General features: G+C 29.0%; 11 protein-coding genes. 1 reads left to right on the forward strand and 10 read right to left on the reverse strand.

The window, feature by feature from the left end; translation table 11 throughout:
* Positions 1–12 precede the first annotated feature (12 nt).
* The 7 genes from CLOBL_RS05515 to CLOBL_RS05545 all read right to left on the reverse strand — a co-directional run bounded on the left by CLOBL_RS05515 (position 13) and on the right by CLOBL_RS05545 (position 12,808).
* A complete protein-coding gene (locus CLOBL_RS05515; RefSeq protein WP_077858097.1) occupies positions 13–4,470 on the reverse strand; it encodes a 5'-nucleotidase C-terminal domain-containing protein in 4,458 nt (1,485 codons plus the stop codon).
* Between the two features lie 240 nt (positions 4,471–4,710).
* Entirely contained in the window at positions 4,711–6,684 is a 1,974-nt protein-coding gene (locus CLOBL_RS05520) for an ABC transporter ATP-binding protein/permease (protein ID WP_077858098.1), read from the reverse strand.
* 18 nt (positions 6,685–6,702) lie between these two features.
* Positions 6,703–8,136 carry a lipopolysaccharide biosynthesis protein gene (locus CLOBL_RS05525; RefSeq protein ID WP_077858099.1) on the reverse strand — a complete coding sequence of 478 codons (1,434 nt, stop codon included), beginning with the start codon at positions 8,134–8,136 and terminating at the stop codon, positions 6,703–6,705.
* 25 nt (positions 8,137–8,161) lie between these two features.
* On the reverse strand, positions 8,162–9,343 hold the full coding sequence (locus CLOBL_RS05530; RefSeq protein WP_077858100.1) for a glycosyltransferase family 4 protein: 1,182 nt from the start codon (positions 9,341–9,343) through the stop codon (positions 8,162–8,164).
* Positions 9,344–9,400: 57 nt separating this feature from the next.
* Positions 9,401–10,372, reverse strand: coding sequence for a glycosyltransferase (locus CLOBL_RS05535; protein WP_077858101.1), 972 nt, complete (start codon positions 10,370–10,372; stop codon positions 9,401–9,403).
* 58 nt (positions 10,373–10,430) lie between these two features.
* The gene (locus CLOBL_RS05540; RefSeq protein WP_077858234.1) at positions 10,431–11,564 is read right to left on the reverse strand and encodes a glycosyltransferase; all 1,134 of its coding nucleotides are present in this window, start codon (positions 11,562–11,564) and stop codon (positions 10,431–10,433) included.
* 23 nt (positions 11,565–11,587) lie between these two features.
* Positions 11,588–12,808 carry a hypothetical protein gene (locus CLOBL_RS05545; protein ID WP_077858102.1) on the reverse strand — a complete coding sequence of 407 codons (1,221 nt, stop codon included), beginning with the start codon at positions 12,806–12,808 and terminating at the stop codon, positions 11,588–11,590.
* A 690-nt stretch (positions 12,809–13,498) separates the two neighbouring features.
* Here CLOBL_RS05545 and rodA point away from each other — a divergent pair.
* Positions 13,499–14,617 (forward strand): rod shape-determining protein RodA, encoded by a 1,119-nt coding sequence (gene rodA / locus CLOBL_RS05550; RefSeq protein WP_077858103.1) that lies wholly within the window; start codon positions 13,499–13,501, stop codon positions 14,615–14,617.
* Positions 14,618–14,749: 132 nt separating this feature from the next.
* On the opposite strand, the gene CLOBL_RS05555 is transcribed toward rodA, so the two are convergent.
* The 3 genes from CLOBL_RS05555 to CLOBL_RS05565 form a co-directional block, all read right to left on the reverse strand.
* Positions 14,750–15,826, reverse strand: coding sequence for a glycosyltransferase (locus tag CLOBL_RS05555; protein ID WP_077858104.1), 1,077 nt, complete (start codon positions 15,824–15,826; stop codon positions 14,750–14,752).
* A gap of 83 nt (positions 15,827–15,909) precedes the next feature.
* Positions 15,910–16,398, reverse strand: coding sequence for a PssE/Cps14G family polysaccharide biosynthesis glycosyltransferase (pssE, locus tag CLOBL_RS05560; RefSeq protein WP_077858105.1), 489 nt, complete (start codon positions 16,396–16,398; stop codon positions 15,910–15,912).
* On the reverse strand, positions 16,395–16,844 hold the full coding sequence (locus CLOBL_RS05565) for a UDP-N-acetylglucosamine--LPS N-acetylglucosamine transferase (protein ID WP_009170338.1): 450 nt from the start codon (positions 16,842–16,844) through the stop codon (positions 16,395–16,397). The genes pssE and CLOBL_RS05565 overlap by 4 nt, the downstream gene beginning before the upstream one ends.
* Between the last annotated feature and the right edge of the window lie 48 nt (positions 16,845–16,892).

The following is a 16,892-nucleotide window of genomic DNA, read 5'->3' on the forward strand; positions in this document are numbered from 1 at the left end:
TTAAAATCCTTTTTATGCAGCGTATTCTCCATTCTCATTTACATAGTAATCTCCAATATATTCATCTTTAGCCATTACTCCATTTTCCTCGAAATAATACCATTTACCATCACTATCTTCAAACCATCCAGCTGTCATGGAACCATCATTGTTCAAATAATACCAACTATTATTCTTATCTAATAGCCACCCTGCTTTCATTGCACCATTTTCTTGAAGATAGTACCACTTTCCATTACTATCTTTAAGCCATCCTATTTCCATAATTCCATCTTCTCCAAAATGATACCATTGATTGTTAATTTGTCTCCAAGCATTTACCAATTTTGCTCCTTGCTCGTTCAAATAGTACCACTTACCATTTATTTCGCTCCAATTATTTTTGGATACATTGCTATTTTGCCCTATTTGCACATTATTATTTCCACTATTATTAGAATTGCTTGAGCTATTATTAGAATTACTTGAAGTATTAGATGTATTATCATCATTGCTGTCACTGCTTGAACTATGGTGATGCGAACCACTTGAACTACTACCAGTATTATTAGAATCACCACTTGAACCATTGGATCCTGTATTATTTATTGGAACATTTTCTGTATAAAGTTTCCAGTTGTTTGAGCAAGTTAGACTTATTATTTGACCTGCTTTAATATATGACATCATTAAGCTTCTAACCTGTCCGTCATCTCCTAAAGCTCTTGCTGAACTATAAGTAACTATGCTAGGATCTGTATTACTGATTCCAGCAGCCTGCATAAAACCACCGCCACCATTATATCTATAATCATTTATAGCTACTGTAAATATATCTGTATCATTAATTGTTTTTCCATTATATTTTAAATTAACTATTCTGTTTCCGACTGGCTTTGTTAGATCCACATCATAAGTGGCTCCATATAATTGATCTAAATTATAATCTGGAACATTTAATACAGGATCTTTTTCAATTGGATCTGTTTTACTTGCAGCCTGCTTATAATATCTCATGGAATATTCCATCCATTTTTTTAACTGAGCCCCATTCATCTTTATTCCATAAAGATAATTTTCATATAGATAGGTTCCCATAATATCCTTAATAGTTACGTTTCCCTTTGGTATATTGGCAGATGAACTTAGTGGTGCCGCTATTGACAATTGTGCTTGTGCTGTCTGAGCTTGAATTTTATTTATTAATTCCATTATAGCCGTTGGATTAGTAGTTTGCCCATCCCCAGAAAATGCATCCGTTGCCTGTCCTATTACTGTTGCTGTATAATCTAACGTTTTTTCCTGATATGGTTCTATTAATGAAACTATATTAGGATCTTCTGCAATAGTATTGTCCATTGCAACATTTTTAGTTTTTATTCCACTTAAATCATTATTACCATCTATACTTATATCTATTTGTGATACATAATTTCCCCACTTTCCTGGTTCCACTACTGGTACAACCTTTCCATCCGGATTTTTCAAGCTTGTATCATTTATTACTGAATGGGCATGTCCTGCAACTATGGCATCTATACCAGATACTCCAGTTGCTATAGCTTTTATCTGATTTTCAGGAATAACATCGCTAGCTCCTTCTTCTCCGCTATGTGCTGTAACAATTACAATATCAGCTCCTTTGCTTCTCACAACTGGCACCCATTTTTTAGCCTCATCGACTAGATCATTGAAATGAAGTCCCTTATAATGCCCTGGATCCTCCCAGTTTGGAATGCACTTAGTTGTTAACCCTAATATTCCGACTTTTACGCTCTTACCATTTATATTAAATGCTTTAATATAATAAGGGTCTACATAATTTGAGCCATCATTTTTATAGGTATTAGCAGATAAAACATTAATGTTTTGACTCTTATAATCATTTATTATTCTGTTTAAAGTATCAAGGCCATAATTAAATTCATGGTTTCCTAAAGTTTCTGTATCGTACTTCATTGCTCCCATAACCTTTGACATTGGATAGAAAGAGCTTTTATCTATCATGTCATAATAATAAGAAAGTGGGGTTCCTTGAATTGTGTCTCCATCATCAACTAACATGACATTTGGATTAGAAGCTCTTACATTATTTACATATGTTGAAACCTTAGCTAATCCTTGACCTTTAGCAGGTGCTTTATTTGTACCATAATCAAAATTTAACACATTGCCATGAATATCCGAAGTAGCTAATATTGATATTGTAGATGCTGAACCAACCTGACCGCTTCCAGGATCAACAACTTCACTTGGATCTGTCACTATTAATTCAAAAGTATTATATTTCGATACATTAGCTGTAACATCCTTTACATCATTAGCCTTTAATCCAGCTATGACTGGTATTTTATATATTGCAATGCTGCCTGTAGAATCACTTATCATTGTAGATGCAGTTGTATCTATACTTTTAAAAGCAGCACTTTTAATTTTAATTAATTCTCCCTGTAAGTCATCATTAATATCTCCTATTGTTACTTCTTTAGGTATAATTGTATTACCATTACTTACACTCGTAACATCTGATACTGTGCTTAGCGTTATTTCTGTTAACCCATTATAAATAGATAACTTTCCTATAGTTGTAATCTCGTCTCCATTTGAGATCTTAGCTCCACATGCATTATATAGTACTATTCCTGCAGTTGGATTTGCAGGATTATCTTGTAAAAATACAGTCTTTCCATTTACTCCACTTACATAGCCTGTTACTTTAACCAAAGTACCTTGAGATGCTAAAGCCTTAGCCCCATTAATTGTTGTTTCTACTGGTGAACCAGCTGAGCTCATATCATTTTTTATTCTTTTATCCAAGTTTACAATTATTTTTTCATTTTTCTTAACATCTTGAATTAAGGCATCCCTTACAAGAGTATGGGTGTCCACATAAGTATTCTTAATTTCTGGTAATGTAAATTCGCTAAAATTATCTCCTCCTGTAGCAACGAAATCTGGAGCAGCTACTGTTAACTTATCATCATCCTTTATAGTTGTTCCATCTTTTTCTCTCACTATACTTTTAACCCTTTGGCCCGGAACTTCAGGTGTTATAACTTTTCCATCTGAATCTGTAACTGCTTTTACATAGGAAGGCTTAGATGAATCATAAGTAATTTTTATTCCTGAAACTTGAAGCCCTTTTCCAGTATTATCAGCAATTGCCTGTTCAATAAGATTTTTAAGCTGTGCACCGGTCATATTAACTGTAGTAATGGTATTATCAAATGGCATTAAATAAAAAATAGTACCTACAGTAATATTTCCTTTAGGAATGGGACTTAATCTTATGCCTCCGTTATTAACCATACCTACATCAGCATCTACATTGTTTTTCACAACATCTGCCATCCAATCTCCAAGTTGAGATTCTCCAAAAGGTTTATCATTTTGCTCACTTGTATAGTCCACATCATCAGAACCTATAACTTCATTAAATATTGGTGCTAAATCAGCATTAGCCTCATCAACAATTTCCTTACATTCTTTATCCACAGGAGTATCAGTGTTCACAGTAACTCCATTCCAATTTGTACCTTTTTTTGAAAAGCCAATTATTTTATTGTTTTCGTCTAAAGAAATTTTCAAATCTATATATCCTTTACCTGCATTACAAGCATTTAATTTTGGTACATCCTTATTATCTGCATCCTTTACAACTTTATCCTCAATTGTATGAGTATGCCCTCCAAAAACTGCATCTACCCCATGCAAATTACTTATAATATTATTTAATGAATCCTCCCCATCATGTACTACTGCGAGGATAACATCTGCTTCATTATTATCTCTAATTTTTTTAGCACAAGAATTTATTTCTTCTGCTGCATCTGTAACTTTATAATTAGCTATATTGGCAGGCAACACTATAGAAGCAACATCATTTAGTATAGCCCCTATTACAGCTATTCTTGTACCATTTTTTTCTATTATCTTATATGGTTCATATGGCCTTGTGTTATCCTCTCTATTGTGCAAATTAGAGCAGACAATTTCATATTTTGCATCCTTCATAGTTTTATTATTTATTGTATCTAGTCCCCAATCGAATTCATGATTTCCAAGAGCTGTCACCTCCATTCCCATTTTTGATAATACCTTTTGTACTGGAACTCCATTAGAAAGATTTGATATTGGTGTCCCTTGATATAAATCTCCTCCTCCAATTATTAAGGTATTTTCTGAATTAGTACTTGCTGCATTTTCAACTGAATTTGCTAATGCTGCGCCAACTTCATTATTTTTAGTGTCTAAAAGCTGACCATGAAAATCCGTAATTTCTATTATATCTAAATCTTTAGTGCTCACAGCGGCTCCTGTTGTAACAGTAACTGCGGCGCCAGTCGTAGTATCCGATATATCAGAAACTGCAACATTGTTAGTATAGTTTGTTACATCTGCCCTTGCTACCTTAATTGGAACAAACATAACAAAGTTTGACAGTATAATTGCTACAATTAGCAATATACTTATCTTTTTTTCTTTTCTCATAATTATCCCTCCTGATTCCATTATTTTATTGCTTTTTTAACTGGTATTTAGGGAATTTATTCCATTTATTCAATGACATTGTACCTCAAAACTCAATTCCTAAATATTCACTTAATGTTAAATTACGGTTATTTGTATGTAAGCAAATTGACTAAGACATATTTCCATTAAAAATGTACAAAAAAATATCCTATGTATAACTTAGCTTTATGCAATGTTACCACAGGATATATGTAATTCTCATTCTCTTCTCAAGGATTCTACTGGATCAAGTCTAGCTGCCTTATTAGCTGGCAAAAGCCCAGCCAAGACACTTATGATAATACTTACTCCCATTCCTAATGCGATATAATATTTTCTCAATATAAAAATATTTAAAGCAAATAATTTATTAGACATAACATTTATGAATCTTCCTAAAACATACGCTCCAGCAATGCCAATCGCTCCGCTAAAGAAACCTATTAAGAAAGCTTCTGAAATAAAAATCCTTCTAATATCTTTCCCTCGAGCTCCTATAGCTTTAATTATTCCTATTTCTTTTGTTCTTTCAACAACACTAATATACATAACAACGATTATCATAATTGCTGATACCACTAGAGATATTCCTGCAATACCTGATAAGACATAAGTTAAAACATCTATCATTTGATTAAACATAGAAGTTAATTCTTCCTGAGAAGATTCTACATATCCAAGCCCCTTAATCTTATCTTTAATTCCAGCTGTATAATTACTATTAGTTGTATTTACATAAACCACATTAGGTTTTAATTTATTATTATTATCTGAATACAATTTTTCTAAGTCTGAATAATTTAAAAAGACAGCTTTCATGGATGCAGTTAAATCTCCTCCTGTACTCGTATAAACTCCACTTATAGTAAAATCTTTATTTACAATCTTCTGATTAATCAATATGTGCATGTTGACCTTCTGCCCAATAATATCGCTGCCTATTTCATCACTTAAAGCTTTATTAATTAATATTTCTCCGTCCTTAGGCAAACTTCCCTTTTCAACATTTGAACTTGTTATATTTGAAGATATTGTTGAGATTTTCACTATATTATTGGTTTTATTATTATAAACCAATGAATTAACACCAAAAGAAATTATGGTATACCCTTTTTCTACAGATGACACATTTTGTATTTGAGACAATTTAGTAATATCTTCTTCTTCAAAAGGCTTCGTTGAATTTATATCTGGTTTTTGAACTGTTGTAAAATCCAAATTAACATTATCTTCGTCAGAACTTGGCATGTTAACTTCAATTACTAAAGGGTTAACATAGCTATTCATAGTTTTATTAAAATAAGCCTTAACGCCATTGCCTAAGGATAACATTAGAATAATACTCATTATTCCAATGCTGCTCCCTATAGAAACTAATATATTTCTTGCAAACTTTTCTTTCATATTATTAAGAGCAAGTTTTATAGATGATACTATACTTAAATTTTGTCTACGCTTATTCTTATTTAGTGTTTCCTGCTTTTCACCAACATTTTTACCTTCTGTTTTTAGGACTTCTTTATCATCAATAATACTTCCATCTGCTATTTTTACTATTCTGGTTGAAGAAGCTGCCACTTTTTCAGAATGAGTTACCATAATTACAAGTTTTCCTCTTTGTGCTATGTCCTTCATTATCTGTAAAACCTGCATTGTAGTCTTTGAATCTAAACTGCCTGTAGGTTCATCTGCAATAATTATTTCTGGATCATTAATTAAAGCTCTAGCTATAGCAACTCTTTGCTTTTGTCCTCCTGACAATTGATTTGGCTTTTTGCTTATGTGCTTCTCTAAGCCTAGATTTTCAAGTATCTCCTTTGCTCGTTTAATTCGTTCTTTTTTTCGAACATTAGATAATGTCATAGCAATTGTCACATTGTCTAAAACAGATAAATGATTTATCAAGTTGAAACTTTGAAAAATAAACCCCACTTCGTTTTTCCTATATTTATCAAGTTCTCTTTTCTTTAGTTTCTTAACATCTCTTCCATTTACAAATAATTCACCACTAAAATTTGAATCTAATCCCCCTATTAAATTCATTAAAGTAGATTTTCCGCTCCCTGACTCTCCAATAATTGCTACTAATTCCCCTGTATTAAAAGAAAGGTTGATCGTATTTAAAACCTGAAACTTTTCACTTCCTTTTAATTTATAATACTTACTTATATTTTTCAATTCTAATAAACTCATTAATCATATGCTCCTCAATTAAATTTTTCTTCCAAACAACTTTTTCAATACTCTGTATTCTTTTGTTACATATAATCCTACCGAATATGTAATAGTTCCAATAATAAATTTAAACCCTGCACTTATTATTACATTATTTATAACTATTTTACTTGTTAATATAAATCCAATAACCATTAAAGCTCCTATAAGCACTACATTTTTTAGTTGAAGTAAAAACGAAGTAAAATTCTTTTGGAATACATTAGTTATTAGTACATAAAAACATTGGATAAAATTTAATGCGAATGCTATAACTAAACCTGCTGCCAATATTGATAAACTTTTACTAACTATTCCGACAGTTATGGCACTTACAGTAAATACTGCTGATATTACTCCTGTAGAAAATAACTTATTTACATATCCTGTAGCTTGAAATATTGACCCTATGCTTGATAATATCATTTGTATTACTATTGATATTGAAAGTATTTTGAAAACAGGTATGGATTTATCCCAATTGGATCCATACATTATATGTATTATTTCATTAGCTGAAAAGAAGCAATATGTAGATATAAAGACTCCTAAAATTGCTAGAACTTTTACAACCTTTATATATGTCTCATAGATTATATCTTTAGAATCCTGGTATCTTGATAATACAGGATGCAATACTGGTGTTATTACATTAGTTAAATTTTGAACTGGGTAAAGCATAAGTTTATAAGATTTATCATAATACCCAAGAGTTGAAGCTCCCAAAAATTTACCTACTAATATATTATCTAAATTCCTAGTAAAATAATTTATGAAATTAAATGAGAATTGAAAGCTGGAGTAATTTTTTATTTTCTTAATAGATTCATATGAATAGCCTTTTTTTATTTGTATTTCACATACTTTCAAACACAATAAAAATATAAACAAACTTTTAAGTATTGAGTCAAGTACTAATGCATAATAAGAGAACTTATTAAAAGCTAACGTTATAGTAAAAATTCCAACTATTACATTAACAATAATATTTATTATTCCTACCTGTTTAAATTTATGGGCCTTATATAATATAGCATTGGGAACAATATTGCATACCGAGAAGAATACAGAAACTGATAATAATCCTCCAAGTCTTATGTATATACTGTCATTATAAAAAAATGCAATAAAATATGAAAAGAAATAGAAGCCAATTGCCATAATGAAAGCTCCAATTATTGAAAACTTAAATATATCTGATACTTCCTTTTCCCCTAAAGATTTATTTTGAATTATTGCTGGACCAACTCCCATGTCTCCTAACATATTAAAGAATGATATAAATACAGTTATTACTGCTATTATTCCAAAATCCTCTGGTAATAATAACCTAGCTAATATCGAGTTTATAATTAATTGAGCAAATATATTACTATACTTAGATATAAATGTAACTATTATCCCATTTTTTAAATTTGAATATTCTTTCATCCTTCCTCCAAAATAGTCGTAAATTCTATAATTTTTCCATAAGTTTATTCCATTGTTTTATTATTTTATCACTCTTAAAATCTTGAGCTCTCTTTATGGATTCTAAAGACATATTTTTTCTTTTTTCACTATCTTCAATTAATTTTATTACCGCTTCTGCAAATTTAGCCGCATCATGATTTTCCACTAGAACTCCATTTATATCAGGTTTATCTATTATTTCTTTAGGGCCTGAATTATCAAAAGCTACTACTGGCACTCCACATTCCATTGATTCAGTTATAGATAGCCCAAAGCCTTCCCATCGTGATGTAGATACAAAAATAGATGAATACAAATAATGCTCCTTAACATTATCACACTTTCCTGTAAGTAAGACGTTATTTTCCAAATCATGCTTTTTTATATTATTTATAAGACTCTCCTTATCATCACCGTCTCCTACAATCTTAAGTTTCCAATCTTTATGAACTTTATGTATTATGCTGAAAGCTTCAATAAGTAAGTCTAAACCTTTTTGTATCTCCAGCAATCTTCCTACAAATATGATATATTTTTCACTGCATGAGGATTTCATATGACATTCAAAGCTTAGAGGATTATATATTACTTCACAGTCTATCTTAAGTCTTTTTTTATATTTAACCTTGTCACTATTTGTTAAGACTACACAACGATTAAGTTTTGGCATATACTTCTCAAACAATTTATCCTGCTTCCAATAATATTTATCTTTGTTTTTTAAATATGCATCATAAGAATTATGCAGCCACCCTATGGTTTTAGCATTTAAGCTATCATTTATTATTCCAAGTAGCAAACTATAATAACCCTCAATTCCTATAACAATGTCATATTTTTGTAGGTTTAAATAATTTATAAACTTCTTTTGAATTTCTTTAGGATAATATGCCTGAGTCAATAAACCATCCATGTTTACATTATTAAAAATACCAGTCAGTAAATTTATTTTCCGGAAAGTTTTGCAAAAAACTTTATTACTAAAGTTTTTTTGTATTAATTCCCTATTAAAATTTATACTTACACTAGAATTTAAACTGTACATCTCTCGGTTAATATGAAATCTTTCATCAGTACATATTACCTCTACTTTATTATTTTTGCTTAATTCACTTGCTAAAACAGAAACTACTCTTTGAACTCCTCCTAAATTAAAAATTGTAGTTGTTATAAAACATATCTTCATATTTACTCCTTATTTCTAAGTTTATTTAAATTATATGAATATAGAATTTTATACTATTTATGATTTATTTTTAATTTTCTTTAACATTGTATATAAACCACAATTCCATAAGAATAATTTTATTTTATCCTCTTTTGATATTTCTTTTAAAAATAAAAAATCCTTATTTTTTACATTTAATTCACTATATTTACTTTCTTTAAAGCTTTTTAAACCGTTAGCTTTATCGGCATTCGTATAATGAGCAATAAAATGTGATAATACTTTAGCTTTAAAAATATTTAAACTTTCATTACTTACTCCTATATGCTCATCTTTTATATAATTAATAATGCTGCTCATAGCATGATAGTAATCCTCTGCTAATTTCTCATTTTTCTTATGAACAGTTGATGACTGTCTTTGCCTATAATAATACAAGGGCTTATTTATAAAACCTATTCCTCTAGCTTTATATATTGCTTTAAATACTGGAAAAGCATCTTGAATATATCTATTAGGCTCAAACTTAAAATCAATTTCTTTTAACAATTGGCTTTTAAAAAGCTTATTCCATAGCTGCCCTTGCAGTTCATAGCTTAGCATAAGCTCCATGACTTTATAGCTATTGTATACCTGCTTTGAATCAACTTTATACTTTTCAATATAATTTCTATTATCTTTTAGGTTATAATAAAAATAAAATCCACAGATTACAATATCTACATTAGAATTTTTAGCTCTTTTATACATGGATTCAAACATATCCAGTTCTAAAAAATCATCTGGATCAATATATATTGTATATTCACCTTTTATATAGTCAAAAGCTGTATTTCTTGCAACGGATACACCTGCATTTTGCTGCTGCAAAACAGTAAAATTTTCAAATTTTTCTTTATACTCTTTAACAATATCCATTGTATTATCAGTTGAACCATCATCAACAATTATTATTTGCAAATCCTTATAGCTCTGATTTAAAATACTTTCTAAACATTCTCGTATATATTTTCCAACGTTATAGACTGGTATGATAACACTTATCATTTATTCATTCTCCTTAAGACAACAGATTATCCCCATACTATTATTTATTTCCACTTTTCTAATTGTTAATATATAAATCTTGAAGTTTTTTAGCTATAACACTCACACTAAATCCTGCATTCCTTATCTCTTCAGATGTATCCTTTCTAATATATCCATCTTTGTATTTTAAAATTATTTCTGCCCATTCTTTTGGAGATTTATTTAAAGAAACAGAATTCCAATAATTTGTTATTTTTATTTCATCACTTATGCTATCCGATGCAATAGTCATTAATCCTGCTGCCTGTACCTCTACCCCAACAACTGGTAAGCCTTCATAGTATGATGGGAAAACAAATATATCTGCTGCTTGAAGTATGTTATAAATTTCATTTGAAAGGCCGTAAAATATCACTTTACCCTCTAAATTTAACGACTTTACTTTTTTTATAACTTCCTCCTTTAATTCCCCTTCTCCAATTAATAACAAAATTGCATTACTACATTTAGACCTAACTGAATTAAAAACGTCAATTAAAAAATCATGATTCTTTTGATATGTAAAACGGCCAACATGCATTAGAACGAATTTATCTTCTAGCTTTAACTTTTTTCTATACCTTTGCCGTGTCTCCTCATTATATATGAATTTCTTCTCATCAATTCCATTATTTATTACCCTAACCTTAGAATCTTTTACATCAGCTTTAGAAAACAGCCATTTTGCTGCATTATTTGAACAAGCAAATTCATAGTTCACAACATATTTCCACAAATGCTTTATGATGCTTTGTATTCCTAAATGAATATAATATAACTTCTTATCTTTACTCATCCGATCATTATGCGAATGTATTATTATTACAGGTGTTTTACAGAATCTCAAAGCAACAGCTTCAAAAAAGCTCTTTGCCCGATCTCCATGTATATGTACTATGTGATATTTTTTATTTTTTTGAAAATTATACAAATCTATAAAGGACTTTATCCTTTTAATCCCATGATTTTCAGGTAAACATATTATCTCTCCCCCCATTTCTTTGACATTCTCATCATAAAATTCACTTGTATCCTCATTTCTATATACAACGTAATCAAAACTAACTTTATTTAAATTTATATTTTTATTAATGTTTAAAATAAACGCTTGAATACCTCCTGCCTCTAAAGAATCAACAATCTGAAGTACTTTTAATGTGTTATTATTCATAGCAATCTTCCCTTTTATAATCATTAATTACTGTTCTCACTTTTGGGAGAACTATTATCTACATTGTTTCCTAAATATAGAGCAATTACAGCAAAGCTAAAGCATCCTGTTACATCCGTAAATATTGATTCTGCCGTTGAAGCAATCAAAATATATATTAATATTAAAAAAGCTGCATATTGAGCTTTTTTATGTAACTCGTATCTTCGTTGTATTGATTTAAATATGTTTAATATTATAAGCAAAAATAAAGCCAAACCTATAAATCCAAATTGACCATATACATAAGGCCAAAAGGTATCACCAATATATGAATAATCAGTTTCTGTAATTCCTGTAACCACATTTATTCCATATTCATAATATAACGGCGAATAATATTCTCCTGATAAATCTGAAGCAAAGGTGCCAAAACCACTTCCAAATGGAAAATATCTTTTTGCTAACATAAATCCCACAATAAATAATGCTGGACGAGCTGCAGTAAGATAATATGATGCATACTCCATAATTTTATTGTAAGTTGAAAAAATTCCAATTACAGCAAGAATTAATATGTACCGTATTTTTATAGCTTTAGCATATTTCATTACCATCTTCATAAAGAAATATCCAAGTATAAATACAAATGCTTTATTTCTTAGTGTAAAAAATAATATAACTAGAGCTTCAAAAATAATAAAAATATCATATTTTTTTCTCTCATCACTAAGTACCGTACATAATAATATAACAGCAGCTGACACTAAATATGTTGGATGCTCATATAAGAACTTATAACTTCTTATTCCATACCTTACATCCATTGACATTCCTATATCATGAATTAAATTAATAATTAAAAAGATAAATATCACAGTTAGGTATATTCTTGACCTATTTGCTACTTTTTTTAATAGTAGATCTTTATCTATATTATTTGAAACAATTAAAGTGAATACATAACAAACTACAAACTTACTTATAGCTAAAATGTCTTTATATATTGCAATCTTCTGGGGTTGAATATTATGCAGTATATTTCCCATTATTCCGAAAAATAATAAAACAAAAAATAAGCCTATTACCTTTATTTCACTACGATACATAATTATATGTTTTTTTCTATTAAACATATAAAATATTGATAATAAAATTAGCGAAATCGTAAAAGATTCATCAATATAGCCTAACTTTGGAATATATGCAACTAGGCAGTTTTGGAAAATAAAAATATCAAAAATTAAATTAAAAATAAAAAACATGCTTCTCCCCCAAATCCCAATGTATATATCAAACATTTAAAATAGACTTAAGCGTATAACAACCGAAAAGAGATACATATTTATTCCGCAGGACTATGAAAATTTCGCTAAAAACACTAAGCATCCAATTTAGCATGTTCCAACCTCTGTTTGACAAGCTAAATTCGAACAATCTTCCTTTAAGTGTTTTTAACAGCTCATTTTAAATGCCTGCTCCACAAACATGTATCTCTTTTCTTCGTTTGCATATACACTTAAGTCGAGTAAATGTTATATATAGCTTTCAAATTATAAATCAAGTACAGAAGTATGTATCTATATACAATTTTTATTTAATCTACTACAAATCTCCACGCCAAATTTTTATATGTATAGTTTAACCAAAAAATTGTTTTATATTTACATATTTTAAATTAAATTATTTATTGTCAGTTAAAGGCTAAATAGAAGAAAATTGCAGGCCAGTATGACTCAGGATTTTTACACATATGCCTGATTTATTGCAATTAATCACAATTATCAATAGTGCATTATAAATTTTTAATTTTAATAGCTATTAGTGAAAATATGAATTTTTTATATCAAATATTAAATTAAAATTAAGATTGGCCACAAGCATTGTATCTTTTTATTATTTCCTACATAATTATTTCATATTTTGTTATTTTATTTCTGGGGAGGAACTTTAAAATGAACAAATTCTTAATTAATATAAAACTTCTTAGGCAATTAGATTTTACAATAATTATTACAGCTATTCTTATTACTACTTTTGGAATTATGAATATATATAGTGTTACACATTCAAATCTTGGTTTTTATTATGCTAAGCTGCAATTTTTGTGGTTAATTATTGGACTAATAATATTGTATTGTATTTTAGTCTTTGATTATAATTCTCTAGGGCGATATTCAAAATTAATTTACTGGTCTGGAATTGCACTCCTATTATTTAATGATATAACAAGCAGAGCAGTAAAAGGGGCATCTTCATGGATAAGGCTTGGAAATAGAGCCATAGAACCTGGCGAATTTGTAAAGTTCGGATTAATTTTAATTATTGCAAAAAAACTAGACGATATGGACGGCAATATAAATAACTTAAAAAACTTTCTTATTCTATCGCTTTATGCTGGAATTCCAATGTTTTTAATATTAGTTCAACCAAACTTAGGAATGACACTTATTTGTTTTTTTATTACACTCGGAATGTACTTTATTTCTGACTTAAATTTGAAAATTCTTAAAATAGGATTCTTATCTGCAATTCCATTAAGTCTTATAATATGGTATAGTGGCCTTCTAAAGGCATATCAAAAAGACAGAATATTAGTATTTTTAAATCCAGACTCTTATCAACAAGATGCAGGCTTTCAATTGATGCAATCTATGATTAGTATAGGTTCTGGTGGCTTTTTTGGATCTGGTTTTTTAAAAGGAGTTCATGCACCTAGTGGGTTTATTCCAGAAGTTCATACAGATTTTATATTTGCTATAGTTGGAGAAGAATGGGGCTTGTTAGGTTCTATCTTTCTCATAATCTTATATAGTATTTTAATTTATAGAATGATTAAGATAGCAAAAGAATCTAAAGATATTATTGGTAGGCTTATTTGCGTTGGTACAGCATCTGGATTCTTATTCTCTATCTTTCAAAACATTGGTATGACTATTGGGCTTATGCCAGTTGCTGGAATTACTCTTCCATTTATGAGTTATGGTGGGAGCTCAATTCTTGTAAATTTTATGTCACTCGGTCTTGTGTTAAATGTTGGTATGAGAAAAAATAAAATTATTTTTAATATATAAGGTTATATTCTTGATATTGTATAACTTAAAGCATATGAACATGTAATATTGAATTCTAACAATTTTGAGGCTTTTAACAATAAAAAATCTTTCTAGGATCATACTCTAGAAAGATTTTTAATTATGTTTCGCTTAACTTAAAAGGTCTTTATATTCCTTTAAATGCGCATCATAATATGTTTTGTTGTTAAATTTTATATTAAAGGTTTCTATACAACTGCTTTTCATACAGTTATATCCTACTTTATCATTGTGTAACTTAAGTATTTTTTCTTTAAAGGTTTCAGCGTCTTTCATTTCTACCAAATATCCGTTGTATCCATCTTCTATTTCTTCATTTGTTCCATCAATATTTGTAGCAATAACTGGAACTCCTTGAGAAAAAGCCTCCAATGGGGTTAATGGTAATCCTTCAATATATGAACACAAAAGTAATATATCTATATATTTCAAGTGCTCTATTACATTATCTTTTGATCCTAATAAGTATATTGATTCATCTAAATTTTCTTTTTTAATAACTTCACTTGCATTATTTAGTTCTGGCCCATCACCTAACAATACAAATTTTATTTTTTTATTTTCTAAGGTGGTTCTCTTAGCCACTTCAATGAAATCATAAATTCCTTTATAATCCACTAACCTGCTTATTTGAGCTACTATAAAATATCCCTGTTCTTTTAAACTTAAAAGTCTGCTGTCAACTATTTTATTACTATTCTTAGTTTCTATTGTATTGTATATTGTAGTCATATTTTTTCCTTTCAAATTGGCTTTTTCAATTAGAATTTTCTTAGCCGCTTCACTTACAGTTATTATTTTAATATTTTTCAATGCGAAATTAGTTAATTTAAATTTGTCTTCAATACATAAATGTTGAGTATGTATTAATTTAGTTTTTGTAAATTTTGATATTGCTTTTGATAATAAGGTAGTCATTCTGTGATGACTATGAATTATATCTATCTCCTCTCTTTTCACTATCTTGTATATAATTAATAGATTTTTTAGTATATTAAATGGATTTTTAGAATCTGTATTCATAATATTATAATGTTTAACATCCAGTTTTTTAAGTTCTTCTGTTAATTCTCCACCCATGCTTGCAGCTATAATTTTATTTTCTTCCTTAAATTCTTTAGTTAGCTGAAGAATGCATTTTTCAACTCCACCAAGACCCATACCTCTGTTTATATATAATATATTCATCGTTTGTTCTCCTTAAAAATCCGTATTTGCAAAAAATCATTAAACTTAATTATAATTTAATTATAGCTTAATGATTTCTATATTTACATTATTTCAAGAACAGCCTTATCAAATTTTTTAATGAACTCATTTTTACTAGAACTATAATTATTGCATTTTTTAGAAAGCTCGTTATAATTTCTTATTGTCTCATCTAAATTTTCAATATCATATACTCCAATAACTTTCGAATTTTCATCTAACCTTTTAGTGAAAAGTATTTGATGATTATCAACATGTTCATTAAATTCAGGATTTCTTGGCACCACAATTGGTACCTTATTATATTTAAGTGGATGAAATATGCTGCCTGGGCCCCCATGAGTTATAACTATATCACTTTTCCTCATGTTTTCGTCCATTTCATCGTATCCAATCATTTTTTTACTTTTATAATTTCTAGGAATATAATTGCTATATCCAATTTGAGCAAATATTTCATCTGTAATTTGCCCTTTTTCAACTAGCTTATCCAATTCTATAAATAATCTATTCATACCTTGTTCATGAGTTCCTACTGTAACAAATATCAAAATAATCCCTCCAATACTTTTCCCTTTGGATAAAATTTCTTTTGCTCTTCCCACTGCAACACAAATAAATCACTAATTGGATAAACTACTTTTCCTGTTATTGTTGGTTTCTCTATTCTATCATACACTTCAATGTAAATTACCTTTGCACCAAAAAGCTTTCCTAAGTAGAAAAATGGAATGGCAGGAGCTGCGCCAGTGCTGACTATTAAATCCGGCTTCTCTTTATGAAGTATTTTTAAGGCTAAAAATGTGTTTTTAATTAAATTTTTAATATTTCTATTTGTAGGGAAGTAACACCAATATTTTTTCTCATCTTTAAGTATTGATTTTGAATCCTCCTTCTCAAAAGTAACCCAAAATCTCTCCTTATCTTGCCACCACTCTTTTAATTGAATTAAATGAGTCAAGTGGCCACCACTTGAAGTTATAAAACATACCTTCATCTAATCCCTCCCTTTTATCAGTTTACAGTTTAAAATTCACAGCTTACA

It is taken from the genome of Clostridium sp. BL-8 (assembly GCF_002006495.1).
Classification (GTDB): Bacteria; Bacillota; Clostridia; order Clostridiales; family Clostridiaceae; genus Clostridium.